Annotated in this window: 14 protein-coding genes; 7 read left to right on the top strand and 7 right to left on the bottom strand. The window is 44.2% G+C overall.

Translation table 11 applies throughout. The features are described 5' to 3' along the window. Positions 1 to 151: 151 nt before the first annotated feature. Both acs and ACO1PK_RS15825 read left to right on the top strand, forming a co-directional pair. Positions 152 to 2,107 (top strand): acetate--CoA ligase, encoded by a 1,956-nt coding sequence (acs, locus tag ACO1PK_RS15820; RefSeq protein ID WP_423186557.1) that lies wholly within the window; start codon positions 152 to 154, stop codon positions 2,105 to 2,107. Positions 2,108 to 2,219: 112 nt separating this feature from the next. Then, the gene (locus ACO1PK_RS15825; RefSeq protein ID WP_423186558.1) at positions 2,220 to 2,894 is read left to right on the top strand and encodes a response regulator transcription factor; all 675 of its coding nucleotides are present in this window, start codon (positions 2,220 to 2,222) and stop codon (positions 2,892 to 2,894) included. A gap of 91 nt (positions 2,895 to 2,985) precedes the next feature. Here ACO1PK_RS15825 and ACO1PK_RS15830 read toward each other — a convergent pair whose 3' ends face one another. After that, complete coding sequence (locus tag ACO1PK_RS15830) at positions 2,986 to 6,531, bottom strand: PAS domain-containing hybrid sensor histidine kinase/response regulator (RefSeq protein ID WP_423186559.1); 3,546 nt, start codon at positions 6,529 to 6,531, stop codon at positions 2,986 to 2,988. 159 nt (positions 6,532 to 6,690) lie between these two features. On the opposite strand from ACO1PK_RS15830, the gene ACO1PK_RS15835 reads away from it, so the two are divergent. The 5 genes from ACO1PK_RS15835 to ACO1PK_RS15855 all read left to right on the top strand — a co-directional run bounded on the left by ACO1PK_RS15835 (position 6,691) and on the right by ACO1PK_RS15855 (position 11,851). Beyond that, complete coding sequence (locus ACO1PK_RS15835; protein ID WP_423186560.1) at positions 6,691 to 6,951, top strand: DUF4212 domain-containing protein; 261 nt, start codon at positions 6,691 to 6,693, stop codon at positions 6,949 to 6,951. Positions 6,952 to 6,956: 5 nt separating this feature from the next. After that, positions 6,957 to 8,723 (top strand): sodium:solute symporter family protein, encoded by a 1,767-nt coding sequence (locus tag ACO1PK_RS15840; RefSeq protein ID WP_423186561.1) that lies wholly within the window; start codon positions 6,957 to 6,959, stop codon positions 8,721 to 8,723. A 91-nt stretch (positions 8,724 to 8,814) separates the two neighbouring features. Then, positions 8,815 to 9,354, top strand: a complete 540-nt coding sequence (locus ACO1PK_RS15845; RefSeq protein ID WP_423186562.1) for a hypothetical protein — start codon at positions 8,815 to 8,817, stop codon at positions 9,352 to 9,354. 3 nt (positions 9,355 to 9,357) lie between these two features. Then, positions 9,358 to 11,178, top strand: coding sequence for a putative nucleotidyltransferase substrate binding domain-containing protein (locus ACO1PK_RS15850; protein WP_423186563.1), 1,821 nt, complete (start codon positions 9,358 to 9,360; stop codon positions 11,176 to 11,178). A gap of 13 nt (positions 11,179 to 11,191) precedes the next feature. Further along, a complete protein-coding gene (locus ACO1PK_RS15855) occupies positions 11,192 to 11,851 on the top strand; it encodes an exonuclease domain-containing protein (RefSeq protein ID WP_423186564.1) in 660 nt (219 codons plus the stop codon). 9 nt (positions 11,852 to 11,860) lie between these two features. On the opposite strand, the gene ACO1PK_RS15860 is transcribed toward ACO1PK_RS15855, so the two are convergent. The 6 genes from ACO1PK_RS15860 to ACO1PK_RS15885 all read right to left on the bottom strand — a co-directional run bounded on the left by ACO1PK_RS15860 (position 11,861) and on the right by ACO1PK_RS15885 (position 15,786). After that, positions 11,861 to 12,319, bottom strand: coding sequence for a DUF1456 family protein (locus ACO1PK_RS15860; protein ID WP_423186565.1), 459 nt, complete (start codon positions 12,317 to 12,319; stop codon positions 11,861 to 11,863). Positions 12,320 to 12,454: 135 nt separating this feature from the next. Further along, positions 12,455 to 13,012, bottom strand: a complete 558-nt coding sequence (efp, locus tag ACO1PK_RS15865) for an elongation factor P (RefSeq protein ID WP_423188239.1) — start codon at positions 13,010 to 13,012, stop codon at positions 12,455 to 12,457. 35 nt (positions 13,013 to 13,047) lie between these two features. Continuing rightward, the gene (gene earP, locus ACO1PK_RS15870) at positions 13,048 to 14,202 is read right to left on the bottom strand and encodes an elongation factor P maturation arginine rhamnosyltransferase EarP (RefSeq protein ID WP_423186566.1); all 1,155 of its coding nucleotides are present in this window, start codon (positions 14,200 to 14,202) and stop codon (positions 13,048 to 13,050) included. 11 nt (positions 14,203 to 14,213) lie between these two features. Continuing rightward, positions 14,214 to 14,567, bottom strand: coding sequence for a hypothetical protein (locus tag ACO1PK_RS15875; RefSeq protein WP_423186567.1), 354 nt, complete (start codon positions 14,565 to 14,567; stop codon positions 14,214 to 14,216). After that, on the bottom strand, positions 14,561 to 15,094 hold the full coding sequence (locus tag ACO1PK_RS15880; protein ID WP_423186568.1) for a hypothetical protein: 534 nt from the start codon (positions 15,092 to 15,094) through the stop codon (positions 14,561 to 14,563). The genes ACO1PK_RS15875 and ACO1PK_RS15880 overlap by 7 nt, the downstream gene beginning before the upstream one ends. Before the next feature lie 71 nt (positions 15,095 to 15,165). Beyond that, a complete protein-coding gene (locus ACO1PK_RS15885) occupies positions 15,166 to 15,786 on the bottom strand; it encodes a LysE family translocator (RefSeq protein WP_423186569.1) in 621 nt (206 codons plus the stop codon). Positions 15,787 to 15,902 lie beyond the last annotated feature (116 nt).

The raw sequence follows: 15,902 nt of genomic DNA on the forward strand, positions 1-15,902 counted from the left end.
ACTGTGGTCGACAGACTGCATCTTCGCAATTAGCCTTTAGTCGCAATTCGCACACCTGTTTACTCTCGTCTAGACTATGGTCTAATTCCTTTTAAAGGCTCACTCCTTTAGAAATACATTAACTATTTTAATAAGGTTCGCAGGGGATGTTATGACACAAGCAACACTTTATCCAGTTCCAGACAATGTGAAAAATCGTTGCCATGTTACTAACGAGCAATATTTAGCACTGTATCAAGAGTCTATTGAACAACCTGAACAGTTTTGGCAGAAACAAGCTCAACGTTTGCAATGGAGTAAGCCCTTTACTCAAGTCAAAGATACCAGTTTTGACCTAGGCAAAGTTAAAGTTAACTGGTTTGCCGATGGCGAACTGAATGCCAGCGTCAATTGCTTGGACCGGCATTTACCCGCACGTGCCAGTCAAGTGGCATTTTATTGGGAAGGCGATGAACCTGGTGTGCAACAAGAAGTGACTTACCAAGCACTTTATGAAGAAGTGTGTCAGCTTGCCAATGGCATGCGTGCCTTGGGTGTTGGTAAAGGTGACAGAGTGACAATTTATCTGCCAATGATCCCACAAGCGGCGGTTGCGCTGTTAGCGTGTGCACGGATTGGTGCAATACACTCTGTGGTATTTGCTGGGTTTTCTCCTGATGCGTTAGGTAGTCGTATTGTCGATTGCGACTCTAAACTGGTTATTACTACCGATCAGGCACTTCGCGGAAGTCGAGCGACTAACCTGAAAGATAATACCGATATTGCTCTTGCCCATCTTGGTGATACCAATCCTGTTAAAAATGTGATTGTGATCAAACACGTTGGCAAGAACATCGATTTTCACCAAGGCCGCGATGTTTGGTATCACGACTTATTAGCACAACAACCAAAAGACTGTGCTGCTGAACCCATGAATGCTGAAGATCCGTTATTTATTCTCTATACCTCAGGCTCGACCGGCAAACCGAAAGGCGTACTGCATACCACGGGGGGCTATTTGGTTTATGCGTCAATGACACATCAATACGTATTTGACTACCAAGATGGCGATATTTATTGGTGTGCCGCCGATGTGGGTTGGGTAACAGGCCACAGTTATATCGTTTATGGCCCCTTAGCCAATGGCGCCAGCAGTGTAATGTTTGAGGGGGTTCCTACCTATCCAAGTGTGAAACGTATTGCACAAATAGTTGATAAATACCAGGTAAATATCCTCTACACCGCTCCTACTGCCATCAGAGCGTTAATGGCACACGGCGAAGCTCCCGTAGAGGGCGCTGATCTCAGCTCACTGCGTATTTTAGGCAGCGTTGGCGAGCCAATTAATCCTGAAGCTTGGTACTGGTATCACGAAAAAATTGGTAAAGGTAACTGTCCTATTGTCGATACGTGGTGGCAAACGGAAACTGGCGGTATTCTGATTACGCCACTACCTGGTGCTACCGCTTTAAAACCGGGCTCAGCTACCCGGCCATTCTTTGGGGTTAAACCAGCACTGGTAGACAATGAAGGGAATACCGTTGCAGGCCCAGGTGAAGGCAATCTGGTCATTACTGACAGTTGGCCAGGTCAAATGCGTACCTTATATGGTGATCATGAACGCTTCGAACAAACTTACTTTAGCACCTATGCCGGTGTCTATTTTACAGGGGACGGTGCACGTCGTGATGAAGATGGCTATTATTGGCTAACAGGTCGTGTTGATGATGTGCTGAATATTTCAGGTCACCGTTTAGGCACTGCTGAAATTGAAAGCTGTTTAGTGGCACATGAAGCCATTGCAGAAGCCGCTGTAGTTGGCTATCCGCACGATATTAAGGGTCAGGGTATTTATGTTTACGTCACGCCTCGCGTGGGTGTAGAGCCGAGTGATGATCTCACGAAAGCGATTAGAGCATGGGTACGTGAAGAAATTTCCCCCATCGCCACGCCAGATCTGGTACAGTGGGCTCCAGCAGGCCTGCCGAAGACCCGCTCAGGTAAGATTATGCGTCGTATCCTGCGGAAAATCGCTGCAAACGAACATGATCAGTTAGGTGATATTTCTACGCTTGCCGATCCATCAGTAGTTGAAATGTTGGTGAATAATCGGTTAAATCGTAAATAAGGCACCTAATCTTTTATTCTGAGTTTGCGTGTCTCCAGTCGCAGCAAATCAGGCCGCAACATAGCGGCCTTTTTTATAATTAAAAATACAGGTAAACACCGCTGGAGGGAGAATGGCAAAATTAATCGTGGCGGACGATCATCCGCTGTTTCGCAATGCACTAATTAATGCCATTAGTAGCACTTTTACTACCAAAGCAACCATTGAAACGGATAGTTTTGACAGCACCTGTCAAGCTTTAGAACAGCATCCAGATACCGATTTGCTGTTACTGGATTTACATATGCCGGGTAACTGCGGTTTCCTTGGTCTTATTCAACTGCGGAAAAATTATCCGAGTCTCCCTATTGTCGTTATCTCAGCGAGTGAAGACTTAGACGTGATCAGACGTGTTATGGCGTTTGGTGCTTCAGCTTACGTGCCTAAATCAGCTAATCCAGTTGATATTAGCACGGCGTTAAATGCAGTATTAGCAGGTGATCTCTGGGTACCGGAACATATTAAAAAGCCGGTTTTTAACCAACATGATAGTGAGCAAGATCTCGATTTAGCCGCCAAAGTCGCGCAGTTAACACAGCAACAATACAAAGTTTTGTACTATCTAACCGAAGGCTGGCTAAATAAGCAAATTGCCTACGACTTACATATTTCAGAAGCAACGGTAAAAGCCCATATTACCGCTATTTTCCGTAAGCTAGGTTGTACTAATCGGACACAGGTGGTGATACAAGCACAACGTTTAACGCTAGAGCCCCCCGTAGACAGAGCCATGACCCAACAACAATAAGCTTCCTGTTGTTGGCCTAGTGTCCTAAAACACTAAGCCAACAACTTTACAGCTATGATGACCGTAAAACGCCAATTCGTTAATGTTTATATTAATTCGCCGCTCGCTTTAACATTTTAAAATGATTTAAAGTTGCACGTAGTGCACCAGGTTTTATCGGTTTCGCCAAAAACATTAAGCCTTCCGCTTTAGCTAAAGCGGCCAGATCAGCCTGCGGTGATGCTGAAACTAGCACCCCATTCACTTCGCCCCAATGCGTTTTAATCTGCCGATATAGCTCTAAGCCAGTCATTTGTCTACCTAGTTGATAATCTAGCAAAATAACATCCGGTGCGGGATGATCAGGTACATACTGTAATAATTCCTGCTCATCATAAAAACAGTGCACATCGTTAATTTGCCACTGTTGCAGTAAAACTTTAAGCGCAGCTAGGTTAGCCGCATCATCATCAACACAAATAACAGACAGGCCGGGTAACGGACGCTGTTGTAAAGGCGCCGTGAAGGGGACTTCTTGCCGTAGCTTAAGACTAACTAAGGGTAAACTAATACTAAATACTGTGCCTTTGCCAGGCCAAGAGCGCACAGTTAACGGATGCCCTAATAATTTTGCCATACGATGCACCACTCCCAAGCCTAACCCCAGCCCTTGCTGCCCTTTTGCCGTGGCATCTATTCGATAAAAATCCTCAAATATTCGCTGTAAATCAGGCTCTGCAATGCCAGGACCGGTATCCCAGACTTGCAGCAATAATTGCTCGCCACGCTTACGACAGCCTAAGAGGATACGCCCAGTATTGGTGTATTTGATGGCATTTGACAGCATATTTTGCAATATCCGTCGCAGATAGGTGCTATCAGTTTGTACTTGATATCGACAGGTTTTTACCGTTAAATCCAACCCTTTTTGTCCAGCAACCAAACGATACTCTTCGGATAATTGTTGCAATAGATCTTTTAAACTTACTGTCTGTATATTCGGCTGTAATTTACCATCATCCAACTTTGCAATTTCTAATAGGGTTGAAATCAGCTCTTCCGACGCTTTTAAAGAATTATCTAACTGATTAATAATGGCATGTTGCTGCTGTTTATCTTCAATGCTGGCGAGCGCTGCAGTGAACAAACGCGCAGCATTTAATGGTTGTAAAATATCGTGACTGGCTAACGCCAGGAAACGCGTTTTGGAGGCGTTTGCAGCTTCTGCCTCAGCTTTGGCCTGCAGTAGTTGCTGCTCGGTTGCCCTTCTGCGCCCTACTTCTGCCAGCAATTCCTGATTCATTTCTGAAATAGTTTGCGTTCGTTCCTGCACACGATCTTCTAGATGCTGTTTAGCCTCGGCTAAGCCTTGCACAGCTTGCACATGATCAGAGATATCAGTGAAACTGGTGACAAAACCACCACCCGGAATAGGATTACCACGCATCTCTATCACCCTGCCATCTGGGCGTACCCGCTGAAACACATGCGCAGTACCATTTTTCATATGGGAAGTCCGCTTTTCGACATGTTCATCCGGATCGCCCGGCCCACACAGACCTCGTTCGGCATTTAAACGCACGATATCTGCGACGGGGCGACCAACTCGAATCATACCTTCTGGATAATTAAACATCTCAAGATAAGCTTTATTCCAGGCAACTAAATTCAACTCTCTATCGACCACACTGACGCCCTGACTTAAATGCTCAAGGGTTGAAAATAAAATCTTGCGAGAGAACTGAATCGCCTGAGTGGTATCATCAAACAGCGTGACCACATCTTCAAAAGCGAGCTGTCGGCCTTCTAATACCGCATTGACCATTGCCGAAGCGGAAGACGCACCAATCACTCCAGCCAGTTCTCGTTCGACGTGTTCAACTAAACCGACACTAGGCAAATCATCCAACTGAATATGCTGCTGTTGCTTACGACCAAACTCAGCGAGGCACTCGGTAGCTCTGGGCGCGCCAACAAAACGTTCTAATAAAGTCTTTAAATCACTGTTATGAATACGGATCCGTCGAGCGGGCGTATCTTTATGATGGATGGGTAAATTAGGTTTAACAAAGGCAACCGCTTGCAAACGATCGGATAAATTTACCGTAGTTAGTAATGAAAAAACGACATAACAAAGGGTATTAAAGCCCAATGAAAGCAATACACCATGACTTAGCGAGTCTAATTGAATACCAAACATGGCTGTGGGTAATAACCAGCTGATCCCAAAAGGCCCACCGTGCATAATGTCACTATTCAGCACACCAGCATTGACCAGTTGTGGCAGCATGAGAGTATAAAACCAGAGGATTAAACCTACGGTTAAACCTGCATACACGCCATAGGCATTGCCTCGACGCCAATAAAGGCCACCAATCACAGCAGGCACCAGCTGGATAGTCAGCGCAAAAGCTAGCAGACCGGTTTCGGCCAGTTCATAATTACGTGCAAAAATACTGTAGTAGAGATAGGACAGTGCCATCACCACCACAATCATCGTGCGACGAACAACTAAAATTAGCAAACTAAAATCATGAGCCATCCCTTTTTGCTTGGTCGATTTTAACAAGCTTGGCATCACAACATCGTTACTAATCATAGTCGCCAGTGCCAAAGTTGCAATTATGATCATAGACGTCGCTGCAGAAAAGCCGCCAAGAAACACGATAATACTTAAAATATCCCAATCTAAACTTGAGGGGATAAGTAATACAAAGCTGTCTGCTTCTTTTAAGAGGTTTGGAAATAGCTGCATACCCGCTACGGCGATAGGCACGACGACTACAGTAACAATAACGAGATAACCCGAAAACCAGCGGCGCGCCATACGCAGATGATTGTGGGAAACATTTTCAACAAAAGCCACATGAAACTGTCTTGGCAGGAGAAACACCGCAACCATCGCAAGTACGGTTTTTGTTAAAAATTCAACCAGCCCAGGCGTAGTCAACTTAGCCTGTTGTTGCATAGAATGTTCAGCAAAAGCTTTAATCGCCGATTGTTCCGTATCTAAAATAAATACATACACCACAAGTGCTAGCAGCAAAAGCGCAAACAGTTTGACCACTGATTCAAAAGCGATAGCGACCATGATGCCGCGATTTTGCTCAGTAAGATGTAATTTTCTGGTGCCAAATAAGATGGCAAAAAAAGCCATGGCGATAGTGCTCAGTAAAGCACTGTCTTTGTACCAAATAGTACTATCATGAAAAGTGCCGCCAAGTAATACTTGGTAAGAGCCTGCTACCGCTTTTAGCTGTAAAGAGATATAAGGTACGACTACTATCAAACAGATAATAGCGACATAAGTAGCCACTTTACGCCTCTTTCCATATCGCGCAGAGATAAAATCGGCAATAGAGGTCACATTTTGTTTTTTAGAAACGTACAGTAATTTAAATAAAAAGGGCTGAGCAAAAATAAACAGTAGGATAGGCCCTAAATAGATGGCCATATAATCCCAACCTCTGGTGACAGCTGTACCAACCGCACCATAGTAAGTCCAAGAAGTACAATAGACAGCAAGGGCTAAACTATATATTAATCCCCCATACTTTCGTATAAGTCTATCGTCAGCATGACGTTCCCCCCAGTTCGCAATCCAGAATAAACCGCTTACATATAAAAGGGCCAATAGCGCAACGGTCAAGGCGGTCACAGGGTTCTCCATGTTATTTTTTTAGCTAACTGTGGTTGCAGTGGGCAGTTATGTCAATCTCACAGAGACCACCTTCGACTAAAGTCGGGCTAGCGCCTTAGCTGGCGACTGCTAGATTAAGATTGCTCGATAATAAAATTAACTAAAGGAGACACAACTATGGCAGATCATAACATGAATGCCGCCGCATATTGGAGCGCTAACCTGCGCTACATTTCAATAAGCCTGTTTGTCTGGGCGTTAGTATCTTATGGTTTTGCGATTTTACTTCGCCCCATGCTAGCAGGTATTAACGTGGGTGGAACAGACTTAGGCTTTTGGTTTGCGCAGCAGGGTTCAATTATTACTTTTATCGCTATCATCTTTATCTACGCTTGGAAGATGAACAAGTTAGATAAAGAATTTGGTGTAGAGGAGTAATTGGCATGAGTCAATTTGCAATCAACTTGTTATTTGTAGGGGCATCTTTTGCACTCTACATTGCTATCGCTATTTGGGCTCGTGCGGGTTCAACTAAAGAGTTTTATGTTGCAGGTGGGGGTGTAAACCCAATCACAAACGGTATGGCAACGGCAGCCGACTGGATGTCAGCAGCATCGTTCATTTCTATGGCTGGCTTACTGGCTGCGGGCGGTTATGCTAACTCTTCTTTCCTAATGGGTTGGACAGGTGGCTATGTACTGTTAGCCATGTTGTTAGCCCCCTATCTGCGTAAGTTTGGTAAGTTTACAGTTCCTGACTTTATCGGTGATCGCTTTTACAGCAAAGGCGCCCGCGTTACCGCTGTTGCTTGCTTAATCATCATGTCAGTTACCTATGTAATCGGCCAAATGACTGGTGCTGGTGTCGCTTTCTCACGTTTCCTTGAGGTCAGTTCTGCAACAGGTATTTGGATCGCTGCTGGCGTAGTATTTGTGTATGCCGTTTTCGGTGGTATGAAGGGCATTACCTATACTCAAGTAGCACAGTACGTGGTACTGATTATTGCTTATACCATTCCTGCAGTGTTTATTTCGTTACAACTCACTAACAACCCACTACCAATGTTTGGTATGTTCAGTACCCATACCGAATCAGGTGTACCCCTGTTAGTTAAGTTAAATGAAATTGTGCGTGAATTAGGTTTCCAAGATTACACGGCTGACGTGAGCAACAAGCTTAATATGGTGCTGTTTACCTTATCATTAATGATCGGTACTGCTGGCTTACCACACGTTATTATTCGTTTCTTCACTGTTCCAAAAGTGGCTGATGCCCGCTGGTCTGCTGGCTGGACTTTAGTTTTCATCGCCTTACTGTATTTAACTGCACCAGCGGTTGCTTCTATGGCACGTTTAAACCTGTTAACCACCATTTATCCTGATGGCCCTACTGCAGCAGCACTTGACTATGCAGAACGTCCAGATTGGATTAAAACTTGGGAACAAACCGGTTTAATTCAATGGACTGATAAGAATAATGATGGCCGTATTCAAATGTATAACGACTCACCTGCGTTCGCTGAAAAAGCGGCAGAGCGTGGTTGGGCTGGCAATGAATTAACGGTTAACAATGATATTCTGGTACTGGCAAACCCTGAGATTGCCAATTTACCAGGTTGGGTAGTCGGTTTAATTGCTGCAGGGGGTATTGCGGCAGCATTATCAACCGCCGCAGGTCTGTTATTGGCCATATCCTCAGCGATCAGCCATGACTTAATCAAAAATATCATTAATCCACAAATTAGTGAAAAAGGCGAAATGTTAGCCGCTCGGATCTCGATGGCGGGAGCTATCTTGTTAGCCACCTTTTTAGGGCTAAATCCGCCTGGGTTTGCAGCGCAGGTCGTGGCACTCGCGTTCGGTATCGCCGCGGCAACCTTGTTCCCTGCACTCATGATGGGTATTTTCTCTAAGCGTGTAAATAGCACTGGCGCCATTGCTGGTATGTTAGCAGGCTTAGTGGTCACCTTATTGTATATCTTCACTTACTTGGGTTGGTTCTTTATCCCTGGCACTAATATGTTACCCAATACTGCTGATAACTGGTTATTTGGTATTTCACCACTGTCGTTCGGTGCTATCGGAGCCATGATCAACTTTATCGTTGCTTTCGCGGTATCTGCTGTTACAGCACCTCCGCCACAAGAAATTCAAGACTTGGTGGAAAGTGTTCGTTATCCTAAGGGTGCAGGTGCTGCTGTTGATCACTAATCAACCGCAGATAACTGTACTGAAATTAGCTATATCGAACTGAAGTAAACTCGGGCTTTCAACTGAAAGCCCGAATTTTTAGGAATACACTATGTTTTGGGAATTAATAGCAACATTGTCTGCAGGTCTTGGTGCTGCAGGTATCGCACTACTGCTCCGTGCAATAACGTTAAAAAAACTACCTAATTGGATTATTCCAGTGTTTGCCGGTGCTGGCATGCTTGGTTTTCAAATTTACTCAGAATACACTTGGTTTAGTCATCAGAAAAGCTTACTGCCACAGGGCGTTGAAGTGGTTAGAACAGCTCAAGAGAGTTCAAGCTGGCGCCCGTGGAGCTATGTTTACCCACAGACCATGCGCTTTATCGCTGCCGATGTGCGAAATGCCGCCATTAACCAAAAGAATACGGATCTTATTTTAGTCGATCTCTATTTCTTTGAGCGCAGAATGAGCGCCAGACGCGTGCCGCAAGTAATTCATTGTCAACAACAGGCTAGAGCCGACTTCACGGAGGAATTAACGATACCTTCCGCAGGTCAAGCCGTGAGCGCAGGTTGGCACAAACTGGCTGCAGACGATCTGCTTTTGCAGTTACTTTGCCATAATCAACCGGACGCAGAGCAAGGATAAGGTATGGAAGTCAGTGAAGTCAGTAAGTTTCTTGCGCAAACTATCCCGTTTGATCAGTTAAGTCCTGCCCAGTTAGCAGAGACGTCCTTGCAATTAAGTGTGTATTACTGTCAGCAAGGCGAAAAACTGGATATCGCCAAAGAGCGCTTACTGATTATCCGCACTGGTATGTACGCGCTTTACAGTGATAAACAGCAATTGCTGACCAAGCTAGAAGAAGGCGATTTTTATGGCTATCAATTATTATTAACCGGTTTAGCGGATGCAGACCAATTAATTTGTGAAGAGGATGGCTTAGTCTATTGGTTAGCCGCTTCTGAATTTCATCAATTACGATATCAATATAAAAATGTAGATATTTTTTTCCAAAGACTCTTTGGTCGACGCTTACATCAATATAAAGAACAACAAGGCTCGCGTTTTACCTTAAAAATCGCCGATATTGTGCAAAACCGTAAGGTAGCAATTTGTGGTAAGCAAAGTGTGCAACAAGCGGCACAGCTGATGACAGAAAAGCGCGTATCATCGCTGTTAGTAGAGGAAAATGACCGCCTAATAGGTATCCTTACTGATCGAGATTTACGCACGAGGGTATTGGCAGATGACTTACCCGCCTCGACGCTAATTCAGCAAGTGATGACGCCAAAACCACACACCATTGATAAACATGCTTACTTATTTGAGGCGGTCCAACTGATGAGCCGCTTTAATGTTCATCATTTACCCGTAATGGAGAAAGACGTAAGTTTTGGTATGATTACCGCGACGGACATCATTCGTTCGCAGCAAGATCATCCTGTTTACTTAATTGGTGAAATTCATCGCCAAGATACTGTAGACGGGTTAACGCAATGCAGCCTGCAAATTAATAATTTAGCGCAGACGCTTGGCAAACAACTAGTGCCAGCGCATGAAGCGGGCCATATTATTACCACGATCACGGATGCCCTCACCCAGCGCCTAATTAAATTAGCCCAGCAAAAACTTGGGCCTGCGCCTTGTGTCTTTACATGGCTGTGTTTTGGCTCACAAGCCAGAATGGATCAAAGTATCAATGCGGATCAAGACAATGCACTGCTGCTTGAGCGTGAACCTACTGCGGATATTGCAGACTATTTCCAACAATTAGCCGAATTTGTCTGTCAAGGTCTCGCGAGCTGTGGCATAACGCTCTGCCCTGGCAATATCATGGCGTCTAACCCTGAACTGCGCTTAAGCCTAAAGGGCTGGTCGGGTAAATTTGCCAAATGGATTTCCTCTCCCACCCCAGAAGCCATTCTAAAAGCCAGTATTTTCTTTGATATGCGGGTGGTCGAAGGCTCAAAAGGCCTATTTAATGCACTACAACAGGATATTTTAGCCCGCACTAATAATGCATTGTTTCTGTATCATTTGGCTCAAAGTTCACTGCAACGAACCGCGCCTTTAAGCTTTTTAAGAAATTTCATTCTTGAGCATGACGGTAAGCAGAAAAAAGGCATCGACCTAAAAAAACGCGGTATCAGTTTAATTACAGATATTGTCAGGATCTATGCGCTGGCGCATGGTGTACATGAAGTTAATACGCGCCAGCGCTTGCAACAACTCGCCGTACTAGGAGCAATAGATCCGAAAGAAGCACAAAATCTCTCTGATGCTTTTGATGTGTTAGCCCATTTACGCTGGGATAAACATTTACATGATATAAATCAGGGGCACGAGGCTAGTAACTTGTTAGATCCTGCTATTCTTTCGGGTTTACAGCGACATCAGCTAAAAGACAGCTTTGCCGTAATAAATAATGCACAATCTTCCATCAAACATCGTTTCTGCAAAGAAGTTTAAATGAGTAATTAGCATGCTAGCTTGGCTTAAAAAAAAACCTGCTTTATATGACAATATTAAACGTTTTAATGCGGTTAATGTAGCCGACGCCTCTACCCCTGCGCGTGCCTGCAATTATTTAGCGATCGATTTGGAAATGACCGGCTTACATGCCAGACAAGATCATATTGTCAGCATTGGCTGGGTGCCAATTATTGACCAGCAAATTCAGTTAAACCAAGCGAAACATTTTCTAATTAAACCGCCAGTCAGTGTTGGCCAGAGTGCGATTTATCACGGCGTACATGATAAAGATTTAAAAGATGCCAGCGAGCTAAGTGAAGTGTTACAGCTACTATTACAAGACTATTGCGGTTACTATTTTATTGCTCATCATTGCCGGCTGGATCGGGCTTTTTTAGAGTTAGCTTTTCAACGCTTTTTTGGCAAAGTACCAAGGATGCTATTTATCGACACCTTGAACATTGAGTGGTACAGAATGCAAAAACAAGGTATCGTGATGAAAAAAGATGCACTGCGATTACCCAATTGTCTAGCACGCTATAAACTTCCGGTGAGTTCACAACATCACGCCCTAGAGGATGCTTATGGCTGTGCCCTGCTTTACCTGGCGCAACTAAAGAAAAGTCACGCCGAGATTACCATTGCCGACATGCTGCAACAAAGCCGCTAGTACTTTTACTTAAGGTTTTAATTTAAGTTGCAACCCTTTTAATACATTGCGTAGTACTTGGGCCTGACATTGCCGATAGTGCGGATGATCGGGTTTGCGAAAAAAGGCACTGAGTTCTGCTTTACCTAATCGAAATCCGGCCAACTGCAATAACTCAATAAAATCTTCATCACGTAAGGTAAAAGCAATTTTTAGTTTACGTAGAATAATATTATTGTTTAGCCGACTCTCAGCAACTGGCAGCTCGCCGTCTTTCTGGCCACGTTTGCTAATAATTAAGCCATTAAGAAACTGGGCTAATTCCTGATCTGTTATTGCTAAAAAAGAACTTTCTTCTTCTTTACTGAGCCAACCAATTAACTGCTCACGACTTGCTTCAAGGCCACCCAAAGCAAAGGTTGCTGCCATAGCGCTGTTGTTAAAATCTACAATATAGCGAATACGCCGTAAGATATCGTTATTGGTCATCAGGTTTCCAAAGGATGATTTATCAAGGTTAGACTCCTTGCACGTTGTTGAGTGCCTTGCAAACTGCACTACTCAGCAAAGATAAAAGTGCTTGAGTAAAAAAGGCGCTTGCGCGCCTTTTTTAACTAGCTGCACTTATTTAGCGCGGCTACGATACTCATCTGTACGCGTATCAATTTCAATGCGGTCGCCTTCTTCAACGAAAGCTGGCACCATTAACTCGTAGCCAGTTTCAATTTTCGCTGGCTTCATTACTTTACCAGAAGTGTCACCACGAGCAGCTGGCTCAGTATAAGTTACAGTGCGTACTACAATAGTAGGCAGGTCAACAGAGATTGGACGCTCACCGTAGAACACTACTGAACACTCCATGCCGTCCACTAAGTACTTTAATGCTTCGCCCATAGACTCAGCTTCAATTTCATACTGGTTGTACTCTGCATCCATGAACACATACATAGGATCAGCAAAGTAAGAATATGTCACTTCTTTTGTTTCCAGCATAACTTGCTCAAACTTGTCATCAGCACGGTATACCGTTTCCATGCCCTGACCATTCAGCAGGTTTTTCATTTTCATTTTTACTACCGCAGCGTTACGGCCTGATTTGTTAAATTCGGCTTTTAACACTACCATTGCTTCTGTACCAACCATGATAACTTGGCCGGCGCGGACTTCTTGTGCTGTCTTCATCATTTGAAAATATCTTCTTGTTAGGAAAAATTGCGCTACATTATAATTTTTTTTTCGACAAAACGCACGAGGTTGCTAGCAAGATCTCCATGGCTTTCTAACTTATTGCGCCATAACAGATTTTTCTCTGCTAATAGTGTGAATTCATGGCTAAACTGTTGCCAGCTCTTAGCCAACGGCTGTTCAGAATTCCATGCCAGATGAAAATCCACGACGACTTGAGCAAGCGACGGCGGCCAATCTGCAGTATAGCGCTGTAAAAAAGCCTGCAGTTTCAGCAAATGCGCGTCTTCAGTTTGACGATAAATCTGCCAGACAAAGGGTTTCGCAGCCCATTGTGCTCGTATTATAGAGTCTTCGCCCCTTACAAAATTTACATCACAAGCACTCAGTAATAAATCATAATCAGGTTGTGGCAAAAACGGCAGGATCTTAATGGTCAAGGCACCAAAGCGTTGGCTTTGCTTTACAGTCAATTCAGGTAATAAAGCTTGTACTTGTTCGGCAAGTGTTCCAATAGGGATAACACAGAGCGTCGTCTGTTCGGCATGTTGCCAACAGTGCAGTAAGCTTGCTAAATGCGTGTGCGAATAGGCAAATAAGGAAATGCGTTGCCCAAAGTCCTGTGCATTGGGCAAGCCAAGCTGCTGCCAAAACTGTTGCTGTTTTGTCTGATCAGCAGCAAAGTCAGCTAACTGGGCCAACAAGGGTTGTTCGCGCAATAGACCGCCAGTATTCGCAGTAAAGCCAGGAAAGAAAAAATACTTCGTTAGCGGCAATTGTGGATGAGGCGATGCCATGCCATGGCAGCCATCAACCCAAGACTCGGCAGATAAATATTCCAGATTAAGCCAAAGCGGTTTGCTAGTACAGGCAGCCATTTGCTGCTGATAGGCCTCAGGAATAGTGCAAGCCAGGGCTTCAATCACTACCGATGCAACAGTAATAGTTGGCCAATCAATGACACTGTGCCAATGCCAGATATCGACGCCATCATGATACTGCACTGCTAAAGCAGGATCGATTTCAGGACATAAACGCTGGAAGCTGACTAAATCATCAACCCACAACCGAACAACAATACCATGCTCAGCAGCAAGCTGTTTACTTAAACGCCAGCAGATACCTATATCACCAAAATTATCCACCACGGCACAAAAAATATCCCACTGCGGCCGCTTTTGCTGCATATTAAAACCTTTTACCATGAAAAAAGTTGGCGAATTATAGCGGATAATGCACGAAGGAACAGGAAAAACCATAGTAGGAAGATGGCCGTAAAAAGCAAAACCATAAGTCTTTGCCATAACCATTGGCCGAAACGCCGCACCCATCCTCTGGCTGGAAGGGGGTCATGTGAAAATAATAACACCAATAACAACAACGCCAACAGAAACAGCAAACTGACCAAGCTGGGCAGTAACCATTGATCAGTGTAATGATCACCAAAAAAAATCAATAACGTAAAGGCGAAGGCTAAGCTAGCGAGTAAGACCTGCAATATCCGTCGAAAAGGACTTAATATTCTGGCAAGACGCTGGTATTGCTTTAACATGTGCTTCGTTCTTGTTGCAGTAATGCTGTTGGATACAGCGGTAAAATCCCCGATATGCCTTGCATATCGCCAATCACCCAAATTTGCTCAAAGGGATGCTTTTTAGGCATATGAAGTGCATGACAATGCGCCAGCATGGCTTCACGTCGCCATAACGGGTTGGCATTACGGATCACCAACCAGACACGCTCACTATCATAATATTTAGCGGCTTTATTAGTAATAATTCGGTTGAGTGCCGTTAACATTCTCTGTTCGGCGGGGACAGCAAGTAAAGCCAGTAATTCTTGATGTGTTTGTGAGCTGAGTTCTCGCCCTAAAATATGCATCGCCTCCACTTCACTACCATAAAGGTGAGCGATTTCCAGATCCAACTTTTGATCGGCATAGTAGCAAGATACATCGGGTCTGGCAGGCTCGTTGTGCCAAATATGGCGCATTTTAATCTGATAGCGCTGCTCATACAGCCGCATAAAAATCCGAGCAGCTTCATGCTCTAAAAAAAACTTTTCTTCACTGCCATTCATTTAAATAACTACACTATCCTTTGCGCTAGACGCTATGCCCAAGTTGCTTGGCTATAGCGTAGGCTGATTACTTATGCTGCACTAAAATAGTAGTGCCATAGTTCCAGTAACACTGGCACAACCGATAGCAACAAGATAAGCCCCATTAGCAGATTAAAAATACGCTGCGCTACCGCGTTATTGAGGACCTTTTTTAACACAGCCCCAAATAATAGCCAAATACCCACACAAGGAAAGGCGACCAATAAAAATGCCAGAGTAATGATCGAGACTTCTAACCAGTAAACACCCGCTACCGTGGTAAAAGCCGCCATGGCACCCGATGCCATCACCCAAGCTTTACCATTTACCCATTGAAATAATACTGCCTGCCAAAAGGTTAAGGCTTTACTTTGGCCAGTAGCGATCTGCTCAGGTTTCGCGCTGGCGATCCGGTATGCTAGATACAATAAATATAAGGTGCCCACCACTTTGATTAACTGGTGTAAATGTGGATAGCGTTCAAACACTACCCCAAAGCCTAAGCCAACCAGCAACACCATTAATGGAAAACCTAAACAAATCCCCAACCAATGCGGCAGGCTGGCTTTAATACCATAGTTAACACCTGAAGACATGATCATCACATTATTTGGGCCTGGCGTAATCGTAGTGGAAAATGCAAAAAATAACACTGCCCAAAAAATCTCCATGCTTATTACCTCTCAACTTGGGTTATTCAATCTACATTACGATCTTAGGCTAGTCAGTGTGATTTCTAATCAGAATGACAGTCATCAACGCTATGCTACAGTGCTTAACACCACAG

It is taken from the genome of Alishewanella sp. d11, from assembly GCF_049390205.1.
Lineage (GTDB): Bacteria > Pseudomonadota > Gammaproteobacteria > Enterobacterales > Alteromonadaceae > Alishewanella.

Excerpts from the sequence above, each read along its gene's own strand:
- ACO1PK_RS15850 (WP_423186563.1), top strand. The coding sequence starts at position 9,358 with ATGGAAGTCAGTGAAGTCAGTAAGTTTCTTGCGCAAACTATCCCGTTT.
- ACO1PK_RS15840 (WP_423186561.1), top strand. The coding sequence starts at position 6,957 with ATGAGTCAATTTGCAATCAACTTGTTATTTGTAGGGGCATCTTTTGCA.
- ACO1PK_RS15860 (WP_423186565.1), bottom strand. The coding sequence starts at position 12,319 with ATGACCAATAACGATATCTTACGGCGTATTCGCTATATTGTAGATTTT.
- ACO1PK_RS15885 (WP_423186569.1), bottom strand. The coding sequence starts at position 15,786 with ATGGAGATTTTTTGGGCAGTGTTATTTTTTGCATTTTCCACTACGATT.
- ACO1PK_RS15825 (WP_423186558.1), top strand. The coding sequence starts at position 2,220 with ATGGCAAAATTAATCGTGGCGGACGATCATCCGCTGTTTCGCAATGCA.
- ACO1PK_RS15875 (WP_423186567.1), bottom strand. The coding sequence starts at position 14,567 with ATGTTAAAGCAATACCAGCGTCTTGCCAGAATATTAAGTCCTTTTCGA.
- ACO1PK_RS15835 (WP_423186560.1), top strand. The coding sequence starts at position 6,691 with ATGGCAGATCATAACATGAATGCCGCCGCATATTGGAGCGCTAACCTG.
- earP (WP_423186566.1), bottom strand. The coding sequence starts at position 14,202 with ATGCAGCAAAAGCGGCCGCAGTGGGATATTTTTTGTGCCGTGGTGGAT.
- ACO1PK_RS15855 (WP_423186564.1), top strand. The coding sequence starts at position 11,192 with ATGCTAGCTTGGCTTAAAAAAAAACCTGCTTTATATGACAATATTAAA.
- efp (WP_423188239.1), bottom strand. The coding sequence starts at position 13,012 with ATGAAGACAGCACAAGAAGTCCGCGCCGGCCAAGTTATCATGGTTGGT.
- ACO1PK_RS15845 (WP_423186562.1), top strand. The coding sequence starts at position 8,815 with ATGTTTTGGGAATTAATAGCAACATTGTCTGCAGGTCTTGGTGCTGCA.
- ACO1PK_RS15880 (WP_423186568.1), bottom strand. The coding sequence starts at position 15,094 with ATGAATGGCAGTGAAGAAAAGTTTTTTTTAGAGCATGAAGCTGCTCGG.
- acs (WP_423186557.1), top strand. The coding sequence starts at position 152 with ATGACACAAGCAACACTTTATCCAGTTCCAGACAATGTGAAAAATCGT.